At 43.2% G+C, this 25,551-nt stretch carries 26 protein-coding genes; 12 read left to right on the top strand and 14 right to left on the bottom strand.

Annotation, left to right across the window (positions count from 1 at the left end; translation table 11 throughout):
• Window positions 1-35 precede the first annotated feature (35 nt).
• The 8 genes from K2Y18_09025 to K2Y18_08990 all read right to left on the bottom strand — a co-directional run bounded on the left by K2Y18_09025 (window position 36) and on the right by K2Y18_08990 (window position 9,713).
• Window positions 36-698, bottom strand: coding sequence for a hypothetical protein (locus K2Y18_09025; protein MBX9805876.1), 663 nt, complete (start codon window positions 696-698; stop codon window positions 36-38).
• A gap of 171 nt (window positions 699-869) precedes the next feature.
• Entirely contained in the window at window positions 870-1,571 is a 702-nt protein-coding gene (gene recO / locus K2Y18_09020; GenBank protein MBX9805875.1) for a DNA repair protein RecO, read from the bottom strand.
• A 16-nt stretch (window positions 1,572-1,587) separates the two neighbouring features.
• On the bottom strand, window positions 1,588-2,478 hold the full coding sequence (gene era, locus K2Y18_09015) for a GTPase Era (protein MBX9805874.1): 891 nt from the start codon (window positions 2,476-2,478) through the stop codon (window positions 1,588-1,590).
• A gap of 1 nt (window position 2,479) precedes the next feature.
• Window positions 2,480-3,181 carry a M15 family metallopeptidase gene (locus K2Y18_09010; protein MBX9805873.1) on the bottom strand — a complete coding sequence of 234 codons (702 nt, stop codon included), beginning with the start codon at window positions 3,179-3,181 and terminating at the stop codon, window positions 2,480-2,482.
• A 3-nt stretch (window positions 3,182-3,184) separates the two neighbouring features.
• Complete coding sequence (gene rnc / locus K2Y18_09005; protein ID MBX9805872.1) at window positions 3,185-3,853, bottom strand: ribonuclease III; 669 nt, start codon at window positions 3,851-3,853, stop codon at window positions 3,185-3,187.
• A complete protein-coding gene (rnr, locus tag K2Y18_09000; protein ID MBX9805871.1) occupies window positions 3,850-6,102 on the bottom strand; it encodes a ribonuclease R in 2,253 nt (750 codons plus the stop codon). Before rnr ends, rnc begins: the two co-directional genes overlap by 4 nt.
• 112 nt (window positions 6,103-6,214) lie before the next feature.
• The gene (locus K2Y18_08995; GenBank protein ID MBX9805870.1) at window positions 6,215-7,855 is read right to left on the bottom strand and encodes a hypothetical protein; all 1,641 of its coding nucleotides are present in this window, start codon (window positions 7,853-7,855) and stop codon (window positions 6,215-6,217) included.
• A gap of 106 nt (window positions 7,856-7,961) precedes the next feature.
• Complete coding sequence (locus K2Y18_08990) at window positions 7,962-9,713, bottom strand: porin (GenBank protein MBX9805869.1); 1,752 nt, start codon at window positions 9,711-9,713, stop codon at window positions 7,962-7,964.
• Between the two features lie 254 nt (window positions 9,714-9,967).
• Between K2Y18_08990 and K2Y18_08985 the strand changes: the two genes are divergently transcribed.
• Window positions 9,968-11,467: an FAD-dependent oxidoreductase gene (locus K2Y18_08985; protein ID MBX9805868.1), complete on the top strand. Its 1,500-nt coding sequence runs from the start codon at window positions 9,968-9,970 to the stop codon at window positions 11,465-11,467.
• A gap of 155 nt (window positions 11,468-11,622) precedes the next feature.
• Here K2Y18_08985 and K2Y18_08980 read toward each other — a convergent pair whose 3' ends face one another.
• Window positions 11,623-11,826: a hypothetical protein gene (locus tag K2Y18_08980; GenBank protein ID MBX9805867.1), complete on the bottom strand. Its 204-nt coding sequence runs from the start codon at window positions 11,824-11,826 to the stop codon at window positions 11,623-11,625.
• 74 nt (window positions 11,827-11,900) lie between these two features.
• A complete protein-coding gene (locus K2Y18_08975; GenBank protein ID MBX9805866.1) occupies window positions 11,901-12,653 on the bottom strand; it encodes a glucose 1-dehydrogenase in 753 nt (250 codons plus the stop codon).
• A 119-nt stretch (window positions 12,654-12,772) separates the two neighbouring features.
• Here K2Y18_08975 and acs point away from each other — a divergent pair, with 119 nt between their 5' ends.
• From acs to K2Y18_08950, 5 genes are all read left to right on the top strand, one after another.
• Window positions 12,773-14,683, top strand: coding sequence for an acetate--CoA ligase (acs, locus tag K2Y18_08970; protein MBX9805865.1), 1,911 nt, complete (start codon window positions 12,773-12,775; stop codon window positions 14,681-14,683).
• 133 nt (window positions 14,684-14,816) lie between these two features.
• Window positions 14,817-15,032, top strand: a complete 216-nt coding sequence (locus K2Y18_08965) for a CsbD family protein (GenBank protein MBX9805864.1) — start codon at window positions 14,817-14,819, stop codon at window positions 15,030-15,032.
• Between the two features lie 5 nt (window positions 15,033-15,037).
• Window positions 15,038-15,190, top strand: a complete 153-nt coding sequence (locus K2Y18_08960; protein MBX9805863.1) for a DUF3309 domain-containing protein — start codon at window positions 15,038-15,040, stop codon at window positions 15,188-15,190.
• Between the two features lie 94 nt (window positions 15,191-15,284).
• A complete protein-coding gene (locus K2Y18_08955) occupies window positions 15,285-15,638 on the top strand; it encodes a CsbD family protein (GenBank protein ID MBX9805862.1) in 354 nt (117 codons plus the stop codon).
• 170 nt (window positions 15,639-15,808) lie between these two features.
• The gene (locus tag K2Y18_08950) at window positions 15,809-16,939 is read left to right on the top strand and encodes a DUF1207 domain-containing protein (protein ID MBX9805861.1); all 1,131 of its coding nucleotides are present in this window, start codon (window positions 15,809-15,811) and stop codon (window positions 16,937-16,939) included.
• A 12-nt stretch (window positions 16,940-16,951) separates the two neighbouring features.
• Here K2Y18_08950 and K2Y18_08945 read toward each other — a convergent pair whose 3' ends face one another.
• Genes K2Y18_08945 through K2Y18_08930 form a run of 4 tightly spaced genes read right to left on the bottom strand, consistent with a single transcriptional unit; the run spans window position 16,952 to window position 21,344 of the window.
• Complete coding sequence (locus K2Y18_08945; GenBank protein ID MBX9805860.1) at window positions 16,952-18,406, bottom strand: efflux transporter outer membrane subunit; 1,455 nt, start codon at window positions 18,404-18,406, stop codon at window positions 16,952-16,954.
• Entirely contained in the window at window positions 18,403-19,458 is a 1,056-nt protein-coding gene (locus K2Y18_08940) for a secretion protein HlyD (GenBank protein ID MBX9805859.1), read from the bottom strand. The genes K2Y18_08945 and K2Y18_08940 overlap by 4 nt, the downstream gene beginning before the upstream one ends.
• The gene (locus K2Y18_08935) at window positions 19,448-20,167 is read right to left on the bottom strand and encodes an ABC transporter ATP-binding protein (protein MBX9805858.1); all 720 of its coding nucleotides are present in this window, start codon (window positions 20,165-20,167) and stop codon (window positions 19,448-19,450) included. Before K2Y18_08935 ends, K2Y18_08940 begins: the two co-directional genes overlap by 11 nt.
• A gap of 16 nt (window positions 20,168-20,183) precedes the next feature.
• Complete coding sequence (locus K2Y18_08930) at window positions 20,184-21,344, bottom strand: ABC transporter permease (GenBank protein ID MBX9805857.1); 1,161 nt, start codon at window positions 21,342-21,344, stop codon at window positions 20,184-20,186.
• A gap of 187 nt (window positions 21,345-21,531) precedes the next feature.
• On the opposite strand from K2Y18_08930, the gene K2Y18_08925 reads away from it, so the two are divergent.
• From K2Y18_08925 to K2Y18_08900, 6 genes are all read left to right on the top strand, one after another.
• Window positions 21,532-22,224, top strand: coding sequence for a hypothetical protein (locus K2Y18_08925; protein ID MBX9805856.1), 693 nt, complete (start codon window positions 21,532-21,534; stop codon window positions 22,222-22,224).
• A 47-nt stretch (window positions 22,225-22,271) separates the two neighbouring features.
• Window positions 22,272-22,571 (top strand): hypothetical protein, encoded by a 300-nt coding sequence (locus tag K2Y18_08920; GenBank protein MBX9805855.1) that lies wholly within the window; start codon window positions 22,272-22,274, stop codon window positions 22,569-22,571.
• A gap of 62 nt (window positions 22,572-22,633) precedes the next feature.
• The gene (locus K2Y18_08915; GenBank protein ID MBX9805854.1) at window positions 22,634-23,332 is read left to right on the top strand and encodes a hypothetical protein; all 699 of its coding nucleotides are present in this window, start codon (window positions 22,634-22,636) and stop codon (window positions 23,330-23,332) included.
• A gap of 100 nt (window positions 23,333-23,432) precedes the next feature.
• Window positions 23,433-23,789, top strand: coding sequence for a cupin (locus K2Y18_08910; protein MBX9805853.1), 357 nt, complete (start codon window positions 23,433-23,435; stop codon window positions 23,787-23,789).
• 65 nt (window positions 23,790-23,854) lie between these two features.
• On the top strand, window positions 23,855-24,856 hold the full coding sequence (locus K2Y18_08905; protein ID MBX9805852.1) for a hypothetical protein: 1,002 nt from the start codon (window positions 23,855-23,857) through the stop codon (window positions 24,854-24,856).
• A 106-nt stretch (window positions 24,857-24,962) separates the two neighbouring features.
• Window positions 24,963-25,406: a hypothetical protein gene (locus tag K2Y18_08900; GenBank protein ID MBX9805851.1), complete on the top strand. Its 444-nt coding sequence runs from the start codon at window positions 24,963-24,965 to the stop codon at window positions 25,404-25,406.
• The last annotated feature ends 145 nt before the right edge of the window (window positions 25,407-25,551 follow it).

Raw genomic sequence — 25,551 nt, 5'->3', positions numbered from 1 at the left:
GCAAAGTAGCCACCCGGCTTCTCCCTCCCTTCACTCTAAAGATTATACTTCTTTAGGGCACTTTCAAGATACAAGTAACTAAGTTCGCTCGGTGTTAAATCGATAACCTCTTTTGTTTCCTCATCAATCCCATGCATCAGTTGGACAACCGTACATCCCTGATGAGAAGCAAGATCCTTACATTCCTGAATTATAGCCCCGTTGATAAAAAATTCTTCAGAGTAATAGCGAGATTGAGGATTATCAGTTAAGTCAGCCACTGCATACGCACCAAAAACTTCAAGCTCACGAAATAAATAGGGGAGTAACGCATTTCTAGATTCAAGAGTATTGTTTGGCGCTGTGTTATAGAATGCGAGTGTTCGTTCAAGAAAGTCCCAATACAAAAAAGAGTATAGTACATCTGATGTTGTGGCATCTATTAATTTAGAGACTTGAAGTTTCTTTTGGAGAGTCAAACTTAATCCCGCACTTACTTTTACTTCTGTTTCATCTAAACCTGGCATAATCTTCTTTGCTAAGGTAAGACGCCTTTGAACATCGCCTTTTTCGTTCGTTAAAACCTCTAATGTTTGTCTGAACCACTCAGCACGTTGTTGGGCATAGTTGTGCATATCGGACCATGAAGCTTCCGGATTAAACTCAGCATCTATGGGTTCATTTGGGTCTACCTCAGCCGCCCAATTTGATGATGTCAAACCGAAATACAATATGAATAATATAGACAAAAATTCTTTCATAATAGTATTGTTCCAGTTAGAAAATTGTTTATTTTGTGATTTATATAAATATGATCCTTGAAAAATACAAGGCGCAATTTATTAAGTCACTATATTTGTAAATTCGGGTGAACACAACTACTTATTATTTCACCGCCCCAGCATATCCATCAGCCGTTGACGAATGGGGGGCAGACCTTGGCGTTCAGTCAGATGCTGCCCCAAAAAATAACCGGTCACGTTAAGAGATGTCCGGATATCAGGGGGGGCATCCTCCTTGACCCAGTAGGCCGGCAAAGGAAGCAGTTGTGATTTATAAGGTTCTCCCGCCTCGCGACTGACGGCACGACCCGTTTTGGGAGAGATGTAGATTAAGTCATCCACCTTGCCTGTGGCTGCACAAGTGGACAAATCAAGACCAAAGCCCAAATCCTTCAAGAGAGCCAGCTCATAATTCACATAAGAAATTTGCCAATCGGGCGCCTGGAGCAGATCTTCGATTAAGCTCTTAAGAAGGTCATAGAGGTCAGGGTAGGGGTGCCGCTCGGCCAAACACTGGTCGGTAATGTGACAAGCACTGCTGAGGGCTGTGAGCGGCAAGGCCATGGAAAGAAGCTTTGCTCCCATGGCATCGGTTGTCTCAAGCGTCCATTGACCCAAATGCTCTGATAATCTGGCGTTCCAAGTGGCATCTACAAACGTTCCTGCTTCGATATTCAGGCGGGATCGGGATTTTGGAATTTTGATCAGACCTGCATGGCGGCCATGGTCACGGGTTAATAGGGTAAGAATACGACTATTTTCCCCAAAAGGACGGGCGGACAAAATGATGCCACTATCCGCCCACTTCATAGGTTAAAATCCATAACTATACATTGAAATCCAATCCCATCAAACGGTACATCGCTGGTTTGTTCGTCCAATCTTCCATCACTTTGACATGCAAAAATAAGTGGACTGTGCGATTGAGAAACACGGACATTTCCTCACGAGCGGCACTGCTGATGGCCTTAATCTGGTGACCACCTTTGCCCAGGACGATTGCTTTTTGGCCATCTCTTGCCACGTATATGACTTGGCTGACTTTCAAAGTCCCATTTTCAAACTCTTCCCAGGCTTCTGTTTCCACCATGGTGTTATAGGGGAGTTCGTGGTGGAGCTGAAGGAATAGCTGTTCTCGTGTAATTTCTGCAGACCATAACTTTTGAGGCATATCCGATAGTTGGTCTTCAGGATATAACCATGGGCTTTCGGGGACAGTCTTGGCCAGGAAGTTCGCAAAATCCGCCACGCCATCGCCCGTGAGAGCGGATATCATGAACGTATGCGTAATGTTTGTAAACTTTTGGAACTTTGCCGTAATTTCAAGCAAGGCCACGTGTTTGACTTGATCAATCTTATTCAGGACCAATATAACCGGACGCGTGCCCAATTTTTCCAAAATAGCAAAACTGCTTTCCAACGACTTTTGACTGACATCCACAATGAGAACCGTCAAGTCCGCGTCACGGCTGGCCTCCCAGGCTGCTTGGACCATAGCACGCTCCATGCGCTTTTGGGGGGCGAATATGCCTGGCGTGTCAACCAAAATAAGTTGGCTTTCCCCGTGAATGGTAATACCCAAAATCCGCTGACGCGTGGTTTGCACCTTGCTGGACACAATGGTTACCTTACAACCAACCAATTGATTAATGAGAGTTGACTTGCCTGCATTGGGTGCCCCCAGAATTGCGACAAAGCCGCACCGTTTTTGTGTCATTTTATTTTCCTGATGTTTCTAAAGTGCCATAGATAGCATGGGGCTGCCCTTTATGGTAGGCCCAATAACGATCTCCATAAGACCAATGCCAAAATTCTGTTGGGTAATTGACAAAATCAACACCTTCTAAGACCTGATTCATGAGGTTGCGATTATTTTTTGCTTCTTCCGAAATGAGGCGTGAGTTTGTTTGCGAAATCGTTCCATCTTCATCTTCCATCCAGTCTTTGGGGTGAATTCCCATATCAAGGGGTTGCCCTTTCAGATCGATGAGGTAAATATCAAACGCCCCTCCGGTTGAATGGGGAGGAATATTGGTCGATCCATCCAAATTAACGACGGGAGAAACGAGGCGTGTTGTTTCTTCAAATATTTCCTTATGTGACCAGGTTGGGTTATGGGCGTGTATGGTTGCAAACCGCGTGTCAAACAGTGATTTTTGAAGTTCTAGACTTCTATAGCCTTCGTAAATACAAAAGCGCATACCCTCTGGCAGGCTTTCTTGTGCTTGAATAATTTTTGCATAGACGGTTGTTCGCATCTTTGTGTAGTCGGTGTTATTGGGGATCTCAGGAGAAGGCCCGTATAAAAGAAGGTCTTGGTCTTTTAAGTCGATGAAAGGATCTCCGTTCTCAACGATCGGAACGGAAATGATCTTTGGGTCAGCGATAAGTATAATCTCTTGCTGTTCTGCGCTGATCATTCTTTATTCTCCTTGAGTGTTTTCATCTAAGAGTTTCTTTGCGGCCATTTGTTCAGCTTGGCGTTTTGAGGCGCCGGTTCCTATAGCTTCGCCTAAGCCCTCAACGGAAACACGAACTGTAAAGGTCGGTGTGTGGGCTGGACCTGAATGATCCAGGACTTCGTAAGAGGGAACGACCCCTAAATTCTTAGACTGAGCCAGCTCTTGGAGAGCTGTTTTGGGGTCTTTTGGGGGACTAATGTCCTTTTCCAAAAGCGCAGGCCAGTAGGCATTGATGACGGTGGAAGCTGCTTCAATGCCCCCATCCAGGTATATAGCCCCAATGAGGGCCTCCACAGCATCTGCAAGAAGAGCGGAATTCGGGGTAATATCTCCAAGGGAGGCAATCAAGTGTGTGGATAAATTCATCTGATGCGCAATTTCCAAACAGGCTTCTCGACAGACAAGAGCAGCAAAACGCTTGGCTAAATCACCCTCTTTTTCCTTTGGGTATCGTTCATAGACCATCTTTGCAATGACTAAACCAAGAACGCGATCTCCTAGAAATTCCAATCGTTCAAAATCGCTCACTTTTTGGGATCTTGAACTGCTGGGGTGGGTTAAGGCCATTTTCAGGAGAGTGGAATCCTGGAACTTATAGGGTATTTTGGTTAGAAGCGCAGAGTCATTCATCGGTTTCGCCTCGGCTTCTTAATTTTTTTCATTTGTTTACGCGATGTATTTTCCTGGCGGCGGACCGGTCTCTTATTGGGTGTATCATCATCTTCTGCGACCCCAAAAATAAGGCTGTTGGCTGTGATATCTGCTGAGATGAGGCGAACCTCTAAAAGACTCCCGAGCTGATAGACTGTTTTCGTCCGACGTCCAACAAGTCGGTGGCTCTCTTCTTCATGGTAAAACGTATCGCCTCTCAGATTCCCGCGCGGTATAAATCCTTGAGCACCTGTATCTTTAATGGCAACAAACAACCCGACCCGTGTAACCCCAACGATCGTTGCCGTAAAATCTTCCCCGACATGGGGGACGTGATAAGCGGTTACAAATCGGTCCATCACCTCCCGTTCTGCAATTGCCGCTGTACGTTCCGTTGCAGAGATGTGATCTGCCACGGACAACAATGAGACGGATTTGTCGCCTAAACCATCATTTCCCAATTGAAGGGCAGAAATGAGTGATCGATGAACAATGAGGTCAGAATACCGTCGAATGGGTGAGGTAAAATGTGCATATTGGGACAAACTTAAGCCAAAGTGACCAATGTTGAGAGGGCTATACCGAGCTTGAGCTTGGGAGCGTAATACAAGGTCTGTGATCATCTGAGCCAATGGGGTATTGCGTGTTGCGGCCAGGAGCTCATTAAATTGGGAAGGTCTTGGGCTTGTGGCTTTAGAGAAAGGGATTTTCATCTTGCGCAACGTGAGGCGCAAGTTAGCAACGCGTAAAGCATCCGGCGCGTCATGAATCCGGTAAAGACATGGCCAACCTTTGGCGTCAAGAGTATGAGCAGCAGCCACGTTTGCAGCAATCATAAATTCTTCAATCAGACGATGACTGTCATAACGTGGGCGTGGAATGATCCGATCAATATGACCGTCCTCTCCAAAAATGATTTGGCGCTCCGGTTGTTCAATTTCAAGAGTTCCCCGATGGATGCGTGCTTTTAGTAAAGATTTAAAAGCACCATAAAGAGGTTTAATGACTGTTTCCAATAGAGGGGCTGTGATTTTATCAACATTACCCTCAATTGCTTGTTGGACTTGGGTATAAGTCAATCGGGCTTGGGAGCGCATTAATCCACGTTTCACATGATGTGACTTCACTTTGCCGTCTCCGGTCAGGATCATTTCAATAGCCATACAGGCACGATCAACGTGAGGTTTTAAGGAACAGAGCTCGTTCGAAAGAGCTTCTGGCAGCATTGGCACCACGCGATCTGGGAAGTAGACTGAGTTCCCGCGATCTTTTGCAGCTTGGTCAAGGGCATCACCGGGTCGAACGTAATAGGAAACATCAGCAATCGCCACAAGAATGCGCCATCCCCCCGTATTACGGGGGTCTTCATCTGGAGTCGCCCATACAGCATCATCAAAATCACGAGCATCTTCCCCATCAATGGTAACCAGGGGAATATGCCTGAGATCCGTCCGTTTCCCGAGCTCTGGGATTTTGCCTTGCTCACTTAAAGCTATAGCTTCTTCGGAAAATGTGTGGGGCAGATGATGGGCATAAATAGCCATTTGGCTGAAAGTTTTCGGGTTATCAATTCGGCCTATTCTTTTTTGAATCTTCGTACCTTGAGTAACAGATACGGAATAGGAAACAATTTCGCCATCCTGCAGGTCAATTGATTCTTCAGGGGAAAGCCGTGCCCCGGGAAAGGTATCTTTACGATGACAAGAGGATAGACGCCCACTGCCATCGCGATTTCGGGTAAATATTCCCAAGTGTACCTTTGCAGTCTTCTCAAGTTTTTTGATAATTTCGCCCCGCCAAATATTTTTTGTATGGGATTGTAGGCGTATCAATACATGTGCACCAATGCTTAAGGCACTATGTCGTGGATCGCTCCTTCGTGAAGGAAGCAGCTCAATTTTAGGGACAGGGGCGTCTTGAGTCCAATCGAGGGGTATTGCAATTAATTCTGCATCTTCTCCCACTCCGATAATTTCAGCAACTATGACATGACCAGGCGCAAAAGGTCGATCAGCAACGGTAATCCGTCGTCTGTGGCCCCGATCGAGTTTGCCTTCTTCTTCCAAGTCAGCCAATAACTGCTTTAAAGCGATACGTTCATCACCACGGACGCCCAATTCACGGGCAATTTGGTTTTTTGTAAGGGGTTTTTCGCTGCTGGCAAGGAGTTCCAAAACAGTTTTGCGTAAATCCACAGGGGAGGGGGCGGTAGTTCTTTTCTTTTTCATTCTGACAACACTATAGCAGATTTAAAGGCCATTTGGAACATATTTGTTAAAAGGGAAAGTTATAGCAATATACCAGCAAGTCTCAAAATCTTTACGTATGTCTCTGTCTGATCTATCGATTCCATTTTTTTCCCTGCGGTTGCGAAGGTGCAGAGGCTGCCGGCGGTGCAGATCTCATTGGGGGAGCAGACATCACTGGTGCCGCAGATCTTGCTTGAGGGGGCGAAAAACTGCGAGGTTGAGAGGGTTCATTCGCCGGACGGCTAATATGTGCCTTGGGAACATTTCTAGACTCAGGCCTCCTATCCCTATTTTGCATCGGTTGTACGCGTTCTTGTGGAGAAGTAAAATGATGTTTTTCCATTCTATGTATTTGAGGTGCAACATGATGCTGAGGTGGTGCTCGGTTTATTTGTACTTCTTTGTGGTGTTGAATTCCGCTGTGTGTTTCAGAGGGCGGGTGTATTCGGGAGGTGCTTTGCTTCGGCGCTATTTGAGCGTGTTGAGTCAAACCATGAGGTTTCTCCTTAGAAAACTCATAGCTTGTTACGTCCCTGCCCCTATGTACAGCAATTGGGCCCTTACCTGCTCTTGAATGAACTATATCATGGTTTTTCAACAAATAACGCTCATTCTGGGGCGTATGTTGTACCTGCACGTTGGCACTGTGTATGGTTCGGTTGAGACGAGAAGAGGGGCGCGAATGAACCTGATTGAGCTTTCGAAATGATCGATCAATTTGGTGACGGTGTTTCCACATTTGGTTATGATGATGCATATGGGGAGATATATGGCGCCATTGACGTTCGAAATGATGAGCGTGCGTCGTCGTGAATCCATATGGAAAATAGGTATGCCAAAAATATGGATAAATCTCATCTTCAAACCAAGGATCCACTAAATCGTAGGTTACAAAATAAATAAGTTGTCCCCAGGGAAGGTCGTCGTAAGGATCATACAGAAGTGAACCGCGCAAAAGATCCAGCCGCCCGCCCACGAGAGATCCAAAAGGAACGTCAAACCCTTCATCATAAGGGAGATATTCCTCGTCAGGGTCATAATCTCGATAGATTGGCGAAATCGGTAAAGTTAGCGTCCCATTACGAGCTTTATTAAACAAGGCTTCATCGTTTTTATACATTGCCTCATAAAGTTGCGATAGATCGTAATACAAGGTTGATAGGAAAGTTCGGTCCTCTGGGGAGAGCTCACCTTTGCTTTCCTGTTTTTTAATTTGTTCAAGGAGAATGTATTCAGCGATAAAGTTCCCCAACAAGTGGGCTTTATGAGAAGCTCCTGGGGCCTTCAGGGTGCGAAAGGCATTGGACATTAATACCCAGTCCATATCCTTTATTGAGGAGTTCGGGTCCGAGATCTTACGATTAATGATTTGGGCAACATCTTTATAGTGAAGAGGTTTCTGGCTCGAGAACTCCTGTCGTATTAAATCCTGCCCACGTTTGATTTCAGGGGCGTGAACAGCTTTCTTTGATACGGGGCGAAATTCCAGGTCACCAACCCGCAGATTGGGAAACTTTTTTAATATTCCATAGGCAACGGAATTTTGGACCATCTTGTCGTAAAGTTTCTCTTTATCGATGCTTGGTGGCGTTGTCTTGGCGACCTCCACTTCATCAAAAAGGCTTTCAAAATAATCTTTTTGGGGAGTGGGTGTTGGGGGGGGCGTGTCAGCTGCTTGTACGACTTGCCAGAACATAATTGCCATAACAATTGTAATTATGCGTGCCATCATCGTCACCTCCTATGAATACCTACTGGTTAATATAGGATTAACAAGTGATATTTCAAGAGGTGCATCATTTTATTGGATGGTAGAGTTTTTGGGCTGGGTTGTTCAACTAAAACTTATAGAACGCGCCAAATTGGAAGCGATTTCCATAACCATAAAAATTATTGATTGTATCCCGGCGAAGGTAGGCATACTCAATACCAACTTCGAACTTTTCAGCAGGAGACCATAACAGGTTGACATAGAATTGGCGCAACATGTTGGATATGCTATAACCGGATGTTGTAAGTGTTACTAAGGCATTGTTGGCTGTGGGATCAATACCAATGACAGGAGCGCGTCCACCGGTGATAAAATTGGCTATTGTTGCGCGTGCAAGGCTTCCAATAATATTCGTTCTCAAGTTATCTCGCCAATAAAATTCCACTCCAATAAGCGTGCCATAGGCGAATTGAGTTTGCATAAATCCACGACTGGCATCAAGAGCTGCCCCATAACCATCAAGACCAAAAATATAAGTCCCTATGCCTTTGCCAAAATTAAATTGTCCAAATATGTTTGTTTTCTTATCAACAAAGTACCGTCCACCGAAGGCGACTCCATAACCATATTCTTTCTTTGAGAATGTGGGATCATTTCTTCCAACTGTTGAAAGCTTCTTAATATTTAACTCACGCGCCATTAAGCCGATAGATATGTGCCCTTCGTTTTTTTTTTCATATTGAAATTGAGCAACAAAATCAGGCAAGGCTTGATTTCCATCCCCACCAATGCCTCCAATGAAACTATTTTGAGCCCGGCGATATTGAGATGTATTGTAGGTATTGCTTGGTGATCCCGCAGTTAGGCTTGGGTTGACACCTCCAGGGGCTGTTCCAACAAAAGCTGGAGAAATATCTAAATACTCCGTTGCACCGCTTTCGAGAGAGAATGATGTTCTCCAATTTTTACCCGTATAAGCATACCTAATTTGGGGACGACGTATTTGGGCAGTTGTTTCTGGTCCATTGAATTCAAGGGTTGTTCCTGTGGATTTTGTGTCATAGAACAATGTCCACATTTGCCCAATATCAACCCTGTGGGTTTTATCGATGCAAAAGCTCCCATAAGCGTGCCTCACACGAAAGTTATATGAGTTCTGGCTTGACGTTTCTGAACGATTGAATGAGCCAGCAGAAGAACCAAAATTTGTGCTTCCGAAGAAATCCCCCTCTATAAATGCGACAACCTGACCATGGGGAGTGTTTGTTTCGCTCGCAAGCGAAATGCGTGTTTGTTTAGCATGAGCTGTAAAAACATTGGAACGGGTTGCATCGCTATCAAGATTCTTAAGCCTTAAATTCGGAACATTCGTTGCATCCCCCGTAAATTGGTTTGCATCATATATACCGTCCGCTTTAATATAGCCCCCAATCTTAAGAGCTGTGTTGGTTCCTTGTATGGGAATGTAGCCAGCTTTATCTTTACTTGCTTCATTTCCACTACAAGAAGCTGTCGGGATTGCATTTGACAAGTTCCCAGATTCTAGTTGATCAATTTTATTGTGAAGAAAACGGATTTGATCATGGACGCCGGTTGATGCAGGACGAGAAGCAACTTGAGCGGCTCTACGTTTCGCAGCCTTTTTTGTTGTTCGTGCTTTTGTGACGGCTTTCGATTTTTTCTTCTTTGTCTTCTTTGTGGCTTTTTTAGGAATCTTTTTAGGTGTTTCCGGGGCAGCTTCCTCCGCTTCTGTTTTTTCTGGAGCGGCTTTTTCAGGTGTTTCTTCTACCTCTGCGGGATCAAAATCAAAAGCATTTGTAAAAACAAGGGGCATCATAAGAAAAGAAGCAAATAATATGGATTTTAACAACGTATTCACTAAAGATATTCCTTATGATACCGGCCACTTATATAAAAGGTTAATATTTAATTAAATTTTAATCAATATGTAAATTTCATAAGCATTTTAGAACTTATTTGTGGTGATGGTGTATCGATACTAAGGTCAAAATCTAGTTGTTTAATATATTATCCTGATAGTAAAACTTGGAATGCGCACCTTAAACGTTTATTAAGCAATTTGTGGGTCTAATATACTTAAACGCAACATCTTATCAGATTGAGGGCAGAATATTGTCAACCATCTTTCAAAAATATATAAGCAAGGCAACCTACGCCATCATTTCGGCTATATTGTTCTTTGGTTTGAGTTTTGACTCTGTGAGTATGCAGTATGTACAAAGACGTGTGCACGTTGCAATTTTAGGAGGCGGAATGTCCGGACTTACTGCCGCCTATAATTTACATAAGGGTGGGGTTCCTGTTGAGATTTTTGAGGGCCGTGATCGTTTGGGAGGGCGCACACACACACATTATTACAATCCGGAGAAAACGCAGTTTTATGAGGAAGGTGGAACGAAGATAGACTCAGACCATAAGGACAGTATCGCACTTGCCAAGGACTTAAAAGTAGAGCTTGTAAGATCCGGTTATGGTCATGGGAAGTTTTCTGTATTTAGTCATCAACACCTTATTCCTCCAATAGATGTTGTACATGCCTTAGGAGAGTTAAGCGGGTTTTTATCTAACCTTAATGGCACATATTTATCTGGCACACTCGTTAGTACAAAACAGGGAAGTCATTATGTAACTCAACCAATGATACCCCATATTGCATCCTCCAACCTTTCCCCTTTATGTCAGGGATTGTTAAAAACAATATATGATGCTGAGACCGGCGTGAGTCTCAATCAAGCCTCGATGTACCACATTGGCTGGATTTCTGAAGATATTAAAGAGTATGAAGACCTTATATCAATCCGAAATAAACTTGGCCCCTTTTTAAGCAAAGGTATTAGCCTTAAATACTACACCCTTACAGTTAAACAGGGAGTGTCCCATTTTGTCCAAAGACTCTCTCAAGTGCATAAGCCGGATTCAATCCATTTAAATCATAAGCTGACCCATGTCGGTAAGGAAGGGGATCATTATGTTCTCACCTTTGCAAATGGTAGTGTTGTCGAGGCTGATCGTGTTATCATGACACTGCCTTTCAGTACCTTACGAGATGTTACAATTGATTCTTCATTATCTTTGCCTGATCTTACGAAAGAAGCGATTCATACACTTCCCTATGGGACCAATGCTAAAATAGGGATGACAGCTGATGGAAATAAGGAATTTCAAGATGAAATGCTTTACTATCTGAATGTTGGAGAATCTGTCGTTGCCTGGCCTGGGACAAGAGCTTTAACCATATTTCTTGCCGCCGAAACAGGTCGTGATTTGACAGTTGAGTCTGCGGTAAAGATTGTGGCTCAGAATTTGCCTAATATCCAACATGAATACCCTGGATTTCATTTTGGGAATATGGTGATTAAAAATTGGCATCAAGATGAATTTGCAAAAGGAAGCTATTCTGCTCATGTTGAGGGAATGAATTTTGATTTATTGAGTCAGGCTACCCATTACAAAGGAATGGCTCGATTTGCAGAGCCAATTGACAACAACCGTTTTATATTCGCTGGTGAACATACGAGATTAGACGGATCAGAAGGACATATAGAAGGGGCGGTCCGCTCTGGAATTGTTGCTGCCAAAATTCTATTTGAGGGAATGGGGAAGCATCATTAATTTGCGAATTTACCTTTTAATCAAACTTTAAGAGGGGGACATTTTAATGAAGGATATAATTGTTTAGGATTGGAATAGTCAATACACCACCACCCAGGGCAGCCAATAGCTCTAGCTCACTTGAGAATCCAAGAGACTGACAATCACTTTCAACCTCAGCGCAGTCTCCTTGCCCACCATATCAACATAACCGTGATCACAGCATTTACGATGATTGCAGAAGTATTCATCGTAGATGTCATAACCATGACCTTCATGTCCATTGGCAGACTCATTACATGGGGCATCATAACATGGACGAGTGTATGAAAAAATTCAACACCAGCCAAAAATACCACCCAGTCGCGTAGTTTGCACATTATCCTCACCTCCATCCTAATTAATAATATAGTATTAATAGGTGAGATTTAAACCCATGCTACAAAGGCCTTGGCTATCGAGCCGTATACCCCCCATCCACGACAAGTTCGCTCCCCGTCATGTAAGAAGAATCATCTGAGGCCAGCATTAACACAGGCCAAGCCACTTCAATAGCATTGGCAGGCCGATTCATGATGGTTGCGGATAAGACTTGTTTGGTTGCTTTAGGATCCTTGATGATACCTGCGGTCATGGGCGTATCAATGAGGCCGGGGTGAATGGAATTGACTCTTATGTTGTATTTGGCTAAGTCTGAAGCTGCAGCTTTGGTAAGCAAGCGAACCGCCCCTTTGGAAGCTTCATAAGCAGCACAGGATGGCGCACCAATGAGTCCATAAATCGAGGAAATATTAATGATCGAGCCGCTGCCAGCCTTTTGCATCGCGGGCACCACATGTTTGCATCCCAAAAACACACCCGTCACATTCACGGAGAATATCTTTTCCCACTCTTCACAAGATGTATCCTCCAAAGCCTTGAAAAGGAGTATTCCTGCGTTATTAACAAGAATGTCGATTTTTCCAAAGGCCCTGATGCTATCCTCAATGGCCTTAATCCACTGGCTTTCCCTGGAGACATCCATTTTAATGAAAAGAGCCTTACCACCGTTATCTTCGATCATCTTCGTCGTTTCATGGCCTGCCTTTTCATTGATATCGCAAACAATAACGGAGGCTCCTTCATGGGCAAAAAGAATGGCTTCACTGCGCCCCATGCCCATGCCAGCACCGGTAATGAAAGCAACTTTATTATCTAACCTACCCATAATGACCTCTCCAACAATTGATATCTGCCATAGGAGAAGTATAGAATCTGTAAATGAAGAATTAATTAAGGCCTTCTTTCTTCGCATTGCATCACGTAAGGATCCTATGGCATCTTTGAATGAAGAAGGAGATAAGATCTATGGACCGCAAGAAATTCGAGTTACTTTATGACCAATCCATTAAAGATCCGGAGTCGTTTTGGCATGACCAGGCTAAGCGTCTAGATTGGATTTCGTTTCCTACAAAAATTAAGAATACCTCTTTTGACGCACCCAATATATCAATTAAGTGGTATGAGGATGGTACCTTAAATGCTTGCTATAACTGTGTGGACCGGCATCTTCCGTCCCGTGCGCAAGATACCGCCATTATTTGGGAGGGAGACACCCCAGGAGATGTGCGCCGTCTCACCTATCAGGAGCTTCATGAGGAGATCTGCCGTCTTGCGAATGTTCTAAAGGCTCATGGGGTAGGGAAGGGCGATCGCGTCCTTATTTATATGCCCATGGTCCCCGAAGCCACCGCCGCAATGTTAGCCTGTGCGCGCATCTGGGCTGTCCATTCCGTTGTGTTTGGCGGATTCTCTCCTCAATCGATCGCCAATCGTATCGACGATTGTTCTCCTAAATTGGTTATAACATCCGACGAAGCCATACGGGGAGGGCGGATTTTGCCTTTTAAGCAGAATGTGGACGAAGCCCTTACTCTTTGCGCAAGTCATACGGTGGATACGGTTCTTGTTTTAAGGCGCACCGGTAACCCAATTCCTTGGATTGAGGGCCGGGACCGTTGGTATCATGAGGAAGTTGAACGTGCCTCTTCCCATTGTCCTATCGAACCCATGGGCGCGGAAGATCCGTTGTTTATTCTTTATACATCCGGCTCCACCGGCAAACCGAAAGGCGTGTTGCATACTACGGGGGGGTATATGGTGTTCGCTTCTCTTACTCACCAAGTTATTTTCAACTACCACCCCGGTCAGATCTATTGGTGTACGGCGGATGTTGGGTGGATCACTGGTCACACATACATCGTCTATGGTCCCTTAGCGAATGGAGCGACGGTGGTCATGTTTGAAGGCATTCCCACTTACCCAAACGCATCCCGTTTTTGGGAGGTTATTGACCGCCATAAAGTTGAGATATTCTATACAGCCCCAACGGCCATTCGAACCCTTATGAGGGAAGGGGATGCGCCCGTGAAAAGTTCAAGCCGCAAGAGCTTGACTCTGCTTGGATCTGTAGGGGAACCGATCGATCCAACTTCCTGGGCCTGGTATCATGATGTGGTTGGTGCAAGTCGTTGTCCTATTGTGGATACTTGGTGGCAGACGGAGACGGGGGGGATATTGTTGAGTCCTATTCCGTATGTCTCGCCCCAAAAGCCGGGGTCCGTGACGCATCCGTTCTTTGGTATTAAAGCTGCCATCGCAGCCCCTGATGGGACGCGCCTCGAAGGGGAAGCTACAGGGAACTTGATCATCGAAGATTCTTGGCCAGGCCAAGCCCGCACGATCTATGGAGATCACGATCGCTTCATCCAAACCTATTTTTCCATAGTTCCAGGCGCCTATTTTGCAGGCGATAGTTGTACGCGTGATGGTGATGGCGATTATTGGATTATTGGCCGGGTAGATGACGTATTAAATGTTTCCGGCCATCGTCTTGACACGGCAGAAGTAGAAGGGGCTTTGGAGTCACACCCGATGATCGCCGAGTGTGCCGTGGTTGGCTTTCCTCATGATATTAAGGGTCAAGGGATTTATGCTTACGTTGTCATGAAAAAGGGAATTGAGCCATCGGACACCCACCGTAAAGATCTCATTCAATGGGTTCGAAAAGCCATTGGCCCCATTGCCACGATTGATCATCTTCAGTGGGCAGACAACTTACCTAAGACCCGTTCCGGCAAAATCATGCGACGAATCTTGCGCAAAATTGCCGAAGGCGATATCTCAAATCTCGGAGACACATCTACCCTCACTGACCCTGAAGTCGTCGATGTGTTGCTTAAAGGCAGGATTCTTTAGAGATTCATTGTGCCTAAACAATGCATTTAATTTAGGCTAGTAAATTATTTAAATGTATCTATAATTGTATATAAAGCCTATGGTTGTTCTTCAACCCAAAATTTTTGTGGGTAATTATTAGAAAGGAATAGCTATGGATGAGAATTTAATGCAGGGATATTGGCACGAATTAAAAGGGAAAGTTAGACATCAATGGGGCAAAATTACCCATGATGATTTAGAAAAAATGAAGGGGTCCATCGAGGAACTTTCAGGTGTCATTCAACAACGACACGGGTATAAGAAGGACCAAGCACAAAAAGAGATTCTGGAGTTTTTAAAAGGACATAACATTATTTCAAAGGAATAGCAGAGATGCACACAATTTTATTAATTATTCTTATTCTCTTACTTGTAGGAGCATTCCCAACATGGCCTCACAGTCAATCTTGGGGCTACGGTCCGAGCGGTGGCGTGGGAATCTTAGTGATTATTCTTATTGTTTTGCTCCTCACTGGGCGCTTATAGTTAGAAAGTTATTATGTTAATAAAATAGAGTGTTTAAACTGACTATTGAATTGCATCTTAGCATATAGTATTAACCATAGAAGTGGAAAAAATAATGAAAAAAATAGTAAAAATATCAACAGTTGTCCTGTTAGTTTCTATCTCATCTAATTTCGTTTTAGCAGCAACTCAACCTCAAGAAGCCCCAACTAATAGTTCTCAAGACAATAAGACATCCTCAATTCTTCCTGTCGTTAATGAAGATATTCTTCAAGGTCGCTGGGACGAAATTAAGGGGAAGATGAAAAAGCAATGGGGAAAGATCACTGACGATGATCTTCTTAAAGTGGAAGGATCATTGCAAGAGCTTCATGGCATTTTACAGCAAAAATATGGCTATGACAAAGATAAAGCTGAAAAAGAAGTCAAGAAATTTTTAAAAGACAATGGAATTGAACTTAAAAAATAATAATATTTTATTCTGTTACAAATAGCAAACTCAAGAGTCCTAAATCTTCCTCTTATGGGGGTGAGATTTAGGATTTCTGAGTCACAATATATCAATGTTCTCAACAAGCGCCATTATATTTAAAAGAAATATAATTACAATAATGGTATCTCATATTTTAAGGAAACAGTATGTTAAATAATTTAATCAATTGGGTCGGAAGATCCCATCAAACGATATCTATTCTCTTCATGTTAATCACATTAGTTTCAACCAAATGTTATGGCCACACGGATGATTATATCATGGGCTATACCACGTCTATCATTCATGAGCTCGCACCAAACGAAACAATTGAAATACATTTAGACAATAAGAATCTTAATTTGATTGTGAAACACAAAGATCTTGATCCGGTCATTAAAGCTAAACTTTTGAATCGATTAAACGAATCATCCCTTTTTGACCATATAGAAATATCTTCAGATCATTCTAGCTTACCAGGCACAGCCCCTAAAGGATGCCCTGTTAAAATGCATGAAAAGCAATCTTCTCTTAAGATTTTGCCCCCAGGCGCAATATATGATTCACCTATTGCGGATCCGAAGTGGCCAAAATTTTCTGCAGGTTATCAAAAGCATTTTAAAAATATATACGGAAAGAAAATTTTTAATTTATCCTTCGGTGAAAACTTATCCCTTCTTCGGTATAAACAAAATCAATGGCAATATGAACTAGGGGTTCAAGCTGGACTTTTTGGAATTATGGATATTCACTCTTTTCCAACAAAATTAATTAATTCAGATTACTTTATAGGCGTAGGTCTCTCTGTAAACTATGATAAAGCATGGCAAAATTTATTTCAGGTTTCTCATTTAAGCTCGCATTTAGGGGATGAGTTTCTCATAAGTCGACCTGATTATCTGAACAGAAGAATAAATCTCAGTTATGAAACTCTTAAGTGGTTTACAGCCTATAAAATCAATTCCTTTAGACCATATATTGCTTTTGGATACCTCGTTCATCGGGATCCAAGCTACATCAAGCCATTCACGTTAGAAGCAGGGGTGGATTTTATTTCAGAGGAAGCATTTTTGTTCAATTCAACGCGATTCGTAGGTGGTATTCATACCCACTTTTGGAGTCAGAATAACTTCAAATCAAGCCTAAATGTCCGTACCGGCTTGCAATTAGGGAGCCCCGTTTGGCGAGGAAGGCATTTGCAATTTTTAATAGATTATTCTGTTGGCAAATCGAGACACGGACAGTTTTTTAACAAGAATGAAAACTATATTGGATTGATGATTGCCGTCTCAAACTAAAAAGGAATAGGTTTATTCGCATGAACTCTTTTCTTTTGCTGGCTCATATACTTCCCAGCCACCACCCAGAGCCTTATAAAGAGCGATGAGGTTTAAAGAGACTGTTGCTTGACTTATGGTGGACGTGATTTTTGTATTTAACAAAGCAATTTTTGCAATGATTACGTCCAAATAACTGTTTAAGCCACCTTTATAGCGCGAGTTGGTCAGCTTATAGGCACGCTCTTGAGCGTCAGCTTGAGCCTTTAATTGCTTGAATCTGTTGGATTCTTTAGCAAAATTGACCAAACCATTTTCAACTTCTTCAAAGGCTGTGAGGATTGCCTTTTGATAGGTAAGACAGGCTTCATCCTTTTGCGCATACCGAGCATCTATCCCGGCTTGGATTTTGCCAAAGTCGAAGATAGGGACACTAAAATTAAGGGCATATTGCCAAAATTGACTCTGGGGGGTAAAAATCCGGGATGGTTTATTGCGCTCAAACAAATAATTTCCGGTGAGCTGAAAATGAGGGAAAAGAGCAGCAATGGCAACGCCAATATCTGCGGTTGAAGCCGCAAGCAGGCGTTCTGCCGAACGTATATCAGGACGACGTTGAATTAAATCTGAAGGAAGGCCAGCTATAACCGTATCAGGCGTATGGGGGATCCTCCCTTTGGATTGAAGACGGTCATAAAGAGCAGTCGGGTCTTTGCCCAATAGAACACTTAAACGGTGTATCGATGCCTTGATATTCCCTTCAAGAGTGGGAATTGCGGCCAGCGCCTGATCTCGCGAACTTATCGCGGCTTCTGTTGTGATTTTACTGTTGAGTCCGGACTTCTCAAGTTTGGTGATGAGGGAAAGATTATCCGTCCATAGATCAACAATTGCTTGCGCATCTTCAAGTTGCTGTTGGTCGCTTCGAAGGGTGATGTAATTTCTGGCAATTTCAGCAACTAAAGTTAACAATGTGTCTCGAGATAAATCTATAACCGACTCGAATGATGCAAGAGCGCTTTCTTCCCCCCGTCGAATAGCCCCGAAGAAGTCGAGCTCCCAAGTCGCATCAAAACCCAACATGTATACTTTTTGTTGGGCCGTGCTTGCGTTACCTATTTGTGAAGATGATGATCCTGCTGAAGGATTTCTTGGCACATTCTTCCCCGAATAAGATCGAGAGGCTTCCCCAATGCCATTAATGGTGGGGAACAGGAGGGCTTCTACACCTGATAAATTAGCACGGGCTTCTCTCACACGGGCCAGCGCACTCATATAATCCAGGTTGCTTTTAGAGGCTTCATCAACCAATTGCTCCAATGTACAATCCTGAAAATTCTGCCACCAAGCTGTTTCAATGATTTGTTGAGATGGAACGGGCTGAGCCTGATTCTTCCAAGCTTTTGGCATAGGGATATTAGGGCGTTCATAATCAGGACCAACGCAACTTCCCAAAAGCAAGAGAGGAAGGATGAAGTAAATCTTCATGAATTCGCCCTTTGCTTGCCACCCATGTTTTCATAGGATAAGGACTCAGGAACTTCTATAAACACATCAACCTGCTGGCCAATATAGACAGATATGGGTGGGTTCTCCTTAAACTTATATATAGGCTGAAGAACACGAATATCCACCCGTTCACTCGAATCACCGGTCAGTTGTCTTTTTGGCAGCACATAGGGTTCTAGATGGTCAAACTCTAAGTCAATTCGAAAGGCGCTATTGCCTCGAAGGTAGGCAATTGCAGAAGCGCCGGGGGAAAAGCGCCAAGCATCATTTTCATCAATGCTCATGCGAACAAACTTATCATCAACATTCCCAATCAACATGAGGGGCGTGACTAACGGTCCAGCGAGGGCAAATTCGCTTGGATGAATGTTGATTTGTAAGACCTCACAATCAATGGGTGCTTTGACCGTTAATATATCAAGATTCGTCTGACTACGTGCCAGGGTGGCTTTGGCGACAGCTAGATCTGCTTTAGCCGCTGCATGGGCGCTCATGGCAATACTATAAGCATTTTCTCGACTGAGAAATTCATCCCGACTGAGGGCCCGACGATCCGTAACATTCTTGGCCAGTTGATATTTGTCTTGTGCATCCTTGAGGGCTGCTTCTGCCTGGTTTAAGGAGGCAGTTGCCTTTCCAACGGCAGCCTTTTGGGTTGTAATATCAGCCCATGCTTGCCGATTGTCTAAAGAAAATAAGGGGCTTCCCGCCTTTACTTTGTTCCCAACCTCAACATGTACCTTATCAATAATGCCACTAACAAGTGTCCCCACTTCAATGTTCTCACTCATGGACTCAACAATCCCTGAACCTGCGATAAAATGCTTGTAATACGAGGCAGCTGGTTGGGTAATGGGGTGCGCCGTGCGGGGAGGGCGCCTGCCATCATAAACGAGAATGAACCCCCCAATTATTCCAAGACAGGCGAGAAGTCCCAATGTGATGTCAAAACTAAATTTATTCTGTCGAAAGTGATGGAATTTCTCAAGACCCTGGCGCAGAAACCGTGAAATAAAAATTTTAAAGCTCATGAGATATTGCCTTTTTTGAACTAATAATATTGTTTATACGACCATCTTCCATTCGCGCCACGCGATCCGCAAATCCGAAAATACGGGCATCATGGGTAACCACAATAATGGTTCTGTTATTTTCAGCCGCCAGAGACTTCATAATTTCCATAACTTTATGTCCTGTCTCTGCATCTAAAGAACTGGTCGGCTCATCGCAAACCACCAGTTTTGGGTTGTGGATAATGGCCCGGGCAATAGCAACCCTTTGTTGCTGTCCTCCTGAAAGTTGCTTTGGCAAGGATTCCTGCCGACCCTCCAGGCCCATTCGAGCAAGAAGTTTGGCAGCTCTAGAAATGGATTCGTTTAAAGGGACATTATTGATGATCAAGGGAATGGCCACGTTCTCAGCAGCGGTCAGTGTTGGCATGAGATTGAATTGCTGAAAGACAAACCCAATATTTTGCGCACGAAAAAGCAATCGATCGGTCTCGGTCATGTTATTAACATCTTCATCAAAAAGAGAGCAGCCTCCCTCCGTTTGATGTAAAATCCCTGCAATTATGGAAATCAGCGTTGTTTTTCCACACCCAGAAGGACCGGCTAAAATAAGAAGCTCCCCCTCAATCACTTTTAAATTAATGCCGCGCAAAGCCTGGACTTGATTCTCTCCTGTGTTATATACTTTTTTAATTTCTTGGCATTCGACAGCATATTTGGTGGATTTCATGAGTATGGTCGTCCCCTTAACTTTGGAACACGACAGCGGCTTCAAGTTTAAATACCTTTCGAATACTGATGAAAGCTGCGAAAGCGCAAATAATCATGACGCCAATGATGCTGAACAAAAACAATTGCCAAGTAAAGCGGAAAGCCAAAACAGAATTGTTGGTCGCCCAAGCAAAGAGCGATGTTCCACCGAGTCCGAGACCATATCCGATAATGCCCACAAGACCTGCTTGACTCAAAATCATTTTGATGAGGGTACGTTGACTCGTCCCCATGGCTTTCAGAACGCCAAAATAGCGCAAATTTTCCATGGTAAAATTATAAAATGTTTGTCCGGCAATGGCCGCACCTACCAAAAAACCTAAGATGACAGAGGCCCCGAAATTGATTGGCAAAGCCGTATTTTTCAAATAGTATCGAACAGACATCTCGATGAATTCATCCCGAGTATAGGCCTGAAGTCTTGTGCGATCTTTGATCCGTTTTGTCAACACGTTCAAATTTTCCCCTGGTTTTGCCTTGACCAAAATGTATGTCAAATTATTACGTTGAGGGGGAACATACTGAATAGCCCTCGAGTATGTTGTATAAATAACCGGCTGAGATTGAAACGTGCGCGTCGTAACAGCAATGCCCACGGTAATGACATAATGATCGTTCAGTTCTAGGACATCGCCAACCTTGAGAGGCACTTTTGGCCCTCCTGGATATTTTGGTGCGCCGGCAAGCTTGGATTGAGCTCCTTCTAAATTGACAATGACACTATCATTGCGACGCAAATCCCCAACTTTTCCTTCAACCATTTCTGCGGGGGCCCCTATGAGGGTTGCATCATCGATGCCAATGAGATTGCAGGATTGAAAGGCACCATTGGGCAAACGCGCTTGTATATTAGTTTTAAGCAAGGGCTTTGCCCATTCCACCCCGTCAACTCCCGCTACCCGATAGAGATCAGTGACGGGAAGGGGCTTGCCATCATCGATATATTGCACTTTTGGATCCATAACCCAAATGTCTGGCAGGGTAATATCCGTGATGAAACTGTATGTACGGGTTATGATGCCTGTAAAAATACTCGGTTGTTGCGTCATGATAAGGGAGGCAAAAGAGACTCCAATAATGATCCCAAGGTATTTTCCTCGATCTCCCACAAGCATTTTAAAGGCGATATAATACATTTATTTTCCTAATAGGGCGAACCTTAGCTATAAGTATTTTACCTATATTTTTAATAAAATTGAAAGTATATAAGATGCCGTGATTGGAGGAATTCGAGCGATATCAGTTTGACGTGCAAGTGTTCCCATGGTAATGGATGAAAGAGCGTGAGCGCGCACTTCAATAATAATAAAAATGGGGAACATAATGTTCGCAAAACTCTTGGCTATTGCACTTTTAATGATATTTTTGGCTCCAACAACGGCTATGGATCCTGATTTTGCTTCACGGGATGAGCCTCATATTACCTTTGAAGAAGATTTACGAGAGGATGTAGGCGTAAAAATGAACAGACTTGAAAATGTTGCCTTTCGAGTTGTTTCGAGAAAGCAAAGACCACCTGAAGAGTTGGAACAAGTACTTCGCTCAATTTTCACCTTGCACCACCATGATGAAGAGCTTGCTCAGGTTATCATCTTGAGTTTAGATCAGGATCACTTATACTTCTTAAGACAGATTTTTGCTGATGAGGTTGCCTTGCAAACGAATATCTGGGAATCCCTCAACGGTGACCTTGAAATAATGAAAGCTCAAGAGTCAGCGAGAAAGAAAGAGCAAGCCAGACTTGTAAAGTTGTCAAAAAAGCTCAACAGCGAACCTAAGGAAAGTGTTGATCAAGAAGGGATACGATTACGTATACAAGTCATGGAAAGACTACAAGCATCGATTTCAATGGAGTCCAAGAGTGAAGCTGATCAATTGGCTATCTCATTGAAAGAGGCCAAAAACAAAGAAGAATTATCCACCTTGGAGGACATCGAAAATATCGTGGAGATCTTTGACAAAATGTTACAAGTAAAAGCCACCATGAATTCATTAGAGGAATCACATAAGAAATAGGCATAATATGCTATATGGATTTCATTAAACGCAAAGGAAATAACGCCATGTTTAGATCATTACTCCCTATATGCTCTCTTACGATTGGAATACTAACAGTGCTCCCTATTCATGGTATTGTTATCGATTTAAAGGAGCTGCTCGAGAATGACAATGAGCGTACACAAAAAGTGCAAAACATGTTTCGAAACCTTACCGAATGCCAAATTGGGGGAACTCATACGTACGGAAATACAACAATTATTAAGAAAGGGGAAGGGGAGGGGAAACTCAATCCGGCTATTCTCATCATCAACCCAGATCTTAAAGCGCACAACGTTGAGGATCAAAGCATCTCAGTATCGTAGGAAGCGGTTTTGATCGAAAGCTTCTTCATCAGCTTTCCTTAGTTTGTAATAAGTTTGGCGTATTGTTTAAACGGTTCTATATCAACAATGTAACGTCAACATTACCTATTGATGAGGATTCTGAATATGCAGGCCCCCAAAATCATCTTTTCAAGACAGCTGAAGCAGGTCCTCATCAACCTGCCATCTTTCTCAGTGACGGGACTGATTTATCCTTTAGTAAATATGCAAACATGGTTTTTAAAACAAAAAATTATATTTCTATATATCACTATTACAACAAGTTACTTGGCCCTAAAGGGACACTCCTTTTCAAATTTACACAATTTTATAATCCTATCTTCAGCTTTGCAAAATCTTATTTAACGTCTTCGGAAATGTCTTTGATAGCAAGCAAAGAATCGACCTGTGCTTTTACTCTTGATATGGATGGCCTCGCAAAAGACAGATTAAATCCTGAAGAATATGTAACCTTTAGAGAAGAAAAAGACAAAATCTTATTTGGACAAATAAAATCAAATCTCAAGAAAACCGGAGACCGCTTCACCGTTGATCATAGTGAATACACATCACGGGAGCGCTTTTCGATCACAGATTCTCGGTCCCTTATGTACACTCAAATGGGATTTTTGCAACATCATGGATTTACTAAGGATATACAAGTCTTCTTTGGCCAATTTGACAATCATGGCTATTATAGCTTCTTTGACCACCCCTATCCCCATGCTTATGCCTTGGTTATTCAAGTATCAAAGGGATAACACGACCTGGCTTTAATATAAATTCCCTCCTTAATCATTTAGAAACTCCTAAATGATAAACTATCCTAATAAGATTTTATCATTTCTGAAGGAGGATCTCATGACAAAGACACCAACAAAGCCTAAGAAGTCACATGCAGATGTACAAAAATTCAACAAAGGTAAGGTTGAACACGTTAAGGTGGGGAAGGGGAGCATGGAGCTCATGACCCTGGAGCCTGGTTGGCGCTGGTCCACCCACGTGAAAGACGCTGCCAAGTTGAGATTATCTGAAACTCCTCAATTCCAATGCCAACTCTCAGGACGCCTTCATATAGTCATGGAAGATGGGACAGAAATTGACACAAAACCAGGAGATGTCTCCCTTTTGCCTGCAGGGCATGACGCCTGGGTTGTTGGCAACGAACGTGTCGTTCTTGTCGATTGGGCTGGGGCACGGAATGTTCCTAAAAGTTAACCAAAAATAAACATGTACCCAGTATTATCAAAGATACAATATTTTCTATATACTGGAGAGATGACATGGTTATCAAAGTATCCAACAAATTCATAGGTCTAACTTTAAGTTCCCTTATGATGAGCAGTTCTTTAATAATAACTCTTACTCAGGCAGAGACGCCAACGTCTTATCCTAAGAATCCAATCTCTTCGACAGGTGAACCAAAGAAAAAAGGGTTAACGATTCAAGAACAAATCGCGCTCAACAAAAAGAAAGCTTCACAAAAAACGTTTCCATTGATTGACTTTGACGCTAATAAGCGCAAATCAATGACGCCCTTCAAATGGAATGTGTATAAAAGCCAAGCCATCAATCAATTAGATAAAATATCTAAAGGCCCAGATATTATGGTCCCCAATGCCAGCGGGGCAGCAAAAAGCGCCATAAATGAGAACAAGGGCCTTAATGAGGCAGCTGTACACCGTTACAATGAAATGGCTGAAACGTACAACAGCAATCCAGAACATTTTTATAATGCGATTCGTCAAGCTCAAAAGGAAGGACAAGATTCCAATTCTCATCTAACTGTCACGGACATAAGCGACAAGCCTTTCCCTGTGATTGATTTTGATATAGCGAAATTTGATAAAATGTCACCCAAAGATCAAGAAACGTACTTAAATGCGGCAGCAGCACATCTTCATCAGCTTTCCCAAGGCCCTGATGATGGCAAAATTAACCCACGTGGCGCTGCTTTGTATGCTCTGGAAGTTATGCAAGGCAATGTCGAAGCTGCCATCCATGGGTACAACATAATCGCTGAGGATTATAACAAGAACGTTCGAAAAGAACGAAAACTGGAAACCTTTGATGCACGCTCGATGATGAAAGCTGAAAGGGAGTCTCCAGAACCACAAGGTGTGGCGGAACCTGAAATTCCCGAACAAAAGATTGAACAGTGGGAAGAGAAGGGCCCCATTGCCGCTTCACAGCCCCATAAAGCTGTCCAAGAGAAAGAATCTCACCCAAAAATGGGAAGAGCTTTTGAGAGGCTTGAAAGAGCTAAGCCTGAGATTGCGCGCTAGGAAAAGGTCTGTCTGTCTATCTCCAAAGCTAAATTTTGATTAGACAACTTTTATCGATCATGGATAGAATGTAGCCATCTATAACTCACCGTAAAGGAAGCAATATATGGCTGACAATCAAACTATTTCACAAACGCCCAAAAACGTTCTCCTTGCTGTGCGTATTATTTGGGTTACAATTGCGCTTAACATCATTCGCTGGTGTTACGATATTTTCCAAATGCCCGAAAGCTCCTTTATGAATAATGAGTTTTTTAAGGTCATTGGTATTGCTTGCGTGGTCTTCCTATTCCAAATATGGGTCGCAAAGAATATATCGACTGGGGATAAGGTGGCTCGCCTTCTTTTCATATTATTGTTATTTATGGGTCTACGCACATGGTTGCCAACAATCGTAGAGGATTTTGATCATTCAATACTCCAGAGTAGCTTCCACATCATCTTAACTCTTGCTCAAGTTGTTGCCCTGATTCTCCTTTTCACGAAGGACGTCAACGCATGGTTTAATGAGCAACATGCTTTGAAGGTAAAAAAGCCTAAAGCCGCCTAAGTTGGGGCTTATATAAGAGTAAGGAAAAGGAGTAAGGGGGAGACCAGCAATCGAGATAATATATGATTTGTCAACGGTCAATTCAGATGTCCCCTCGATAATTCAGTTCAAATGTCACCTTTCTCCCAAATAGAAGTGTCGTGTT

This window comes from Alphaproteobacteria bacterium (genome assembly GCA_019746225.1).
Lineage (GTDB): Bacteria > Pseudomonadota > Alphaproteobacteria > Paracaedibacterales > VGCI01 > VGCI01.
The sequence above is the reverse complement of the archived record's forward strand: the minus strand, read 5'-3'. Positions and strand labels throughout refer to the sequence as shown.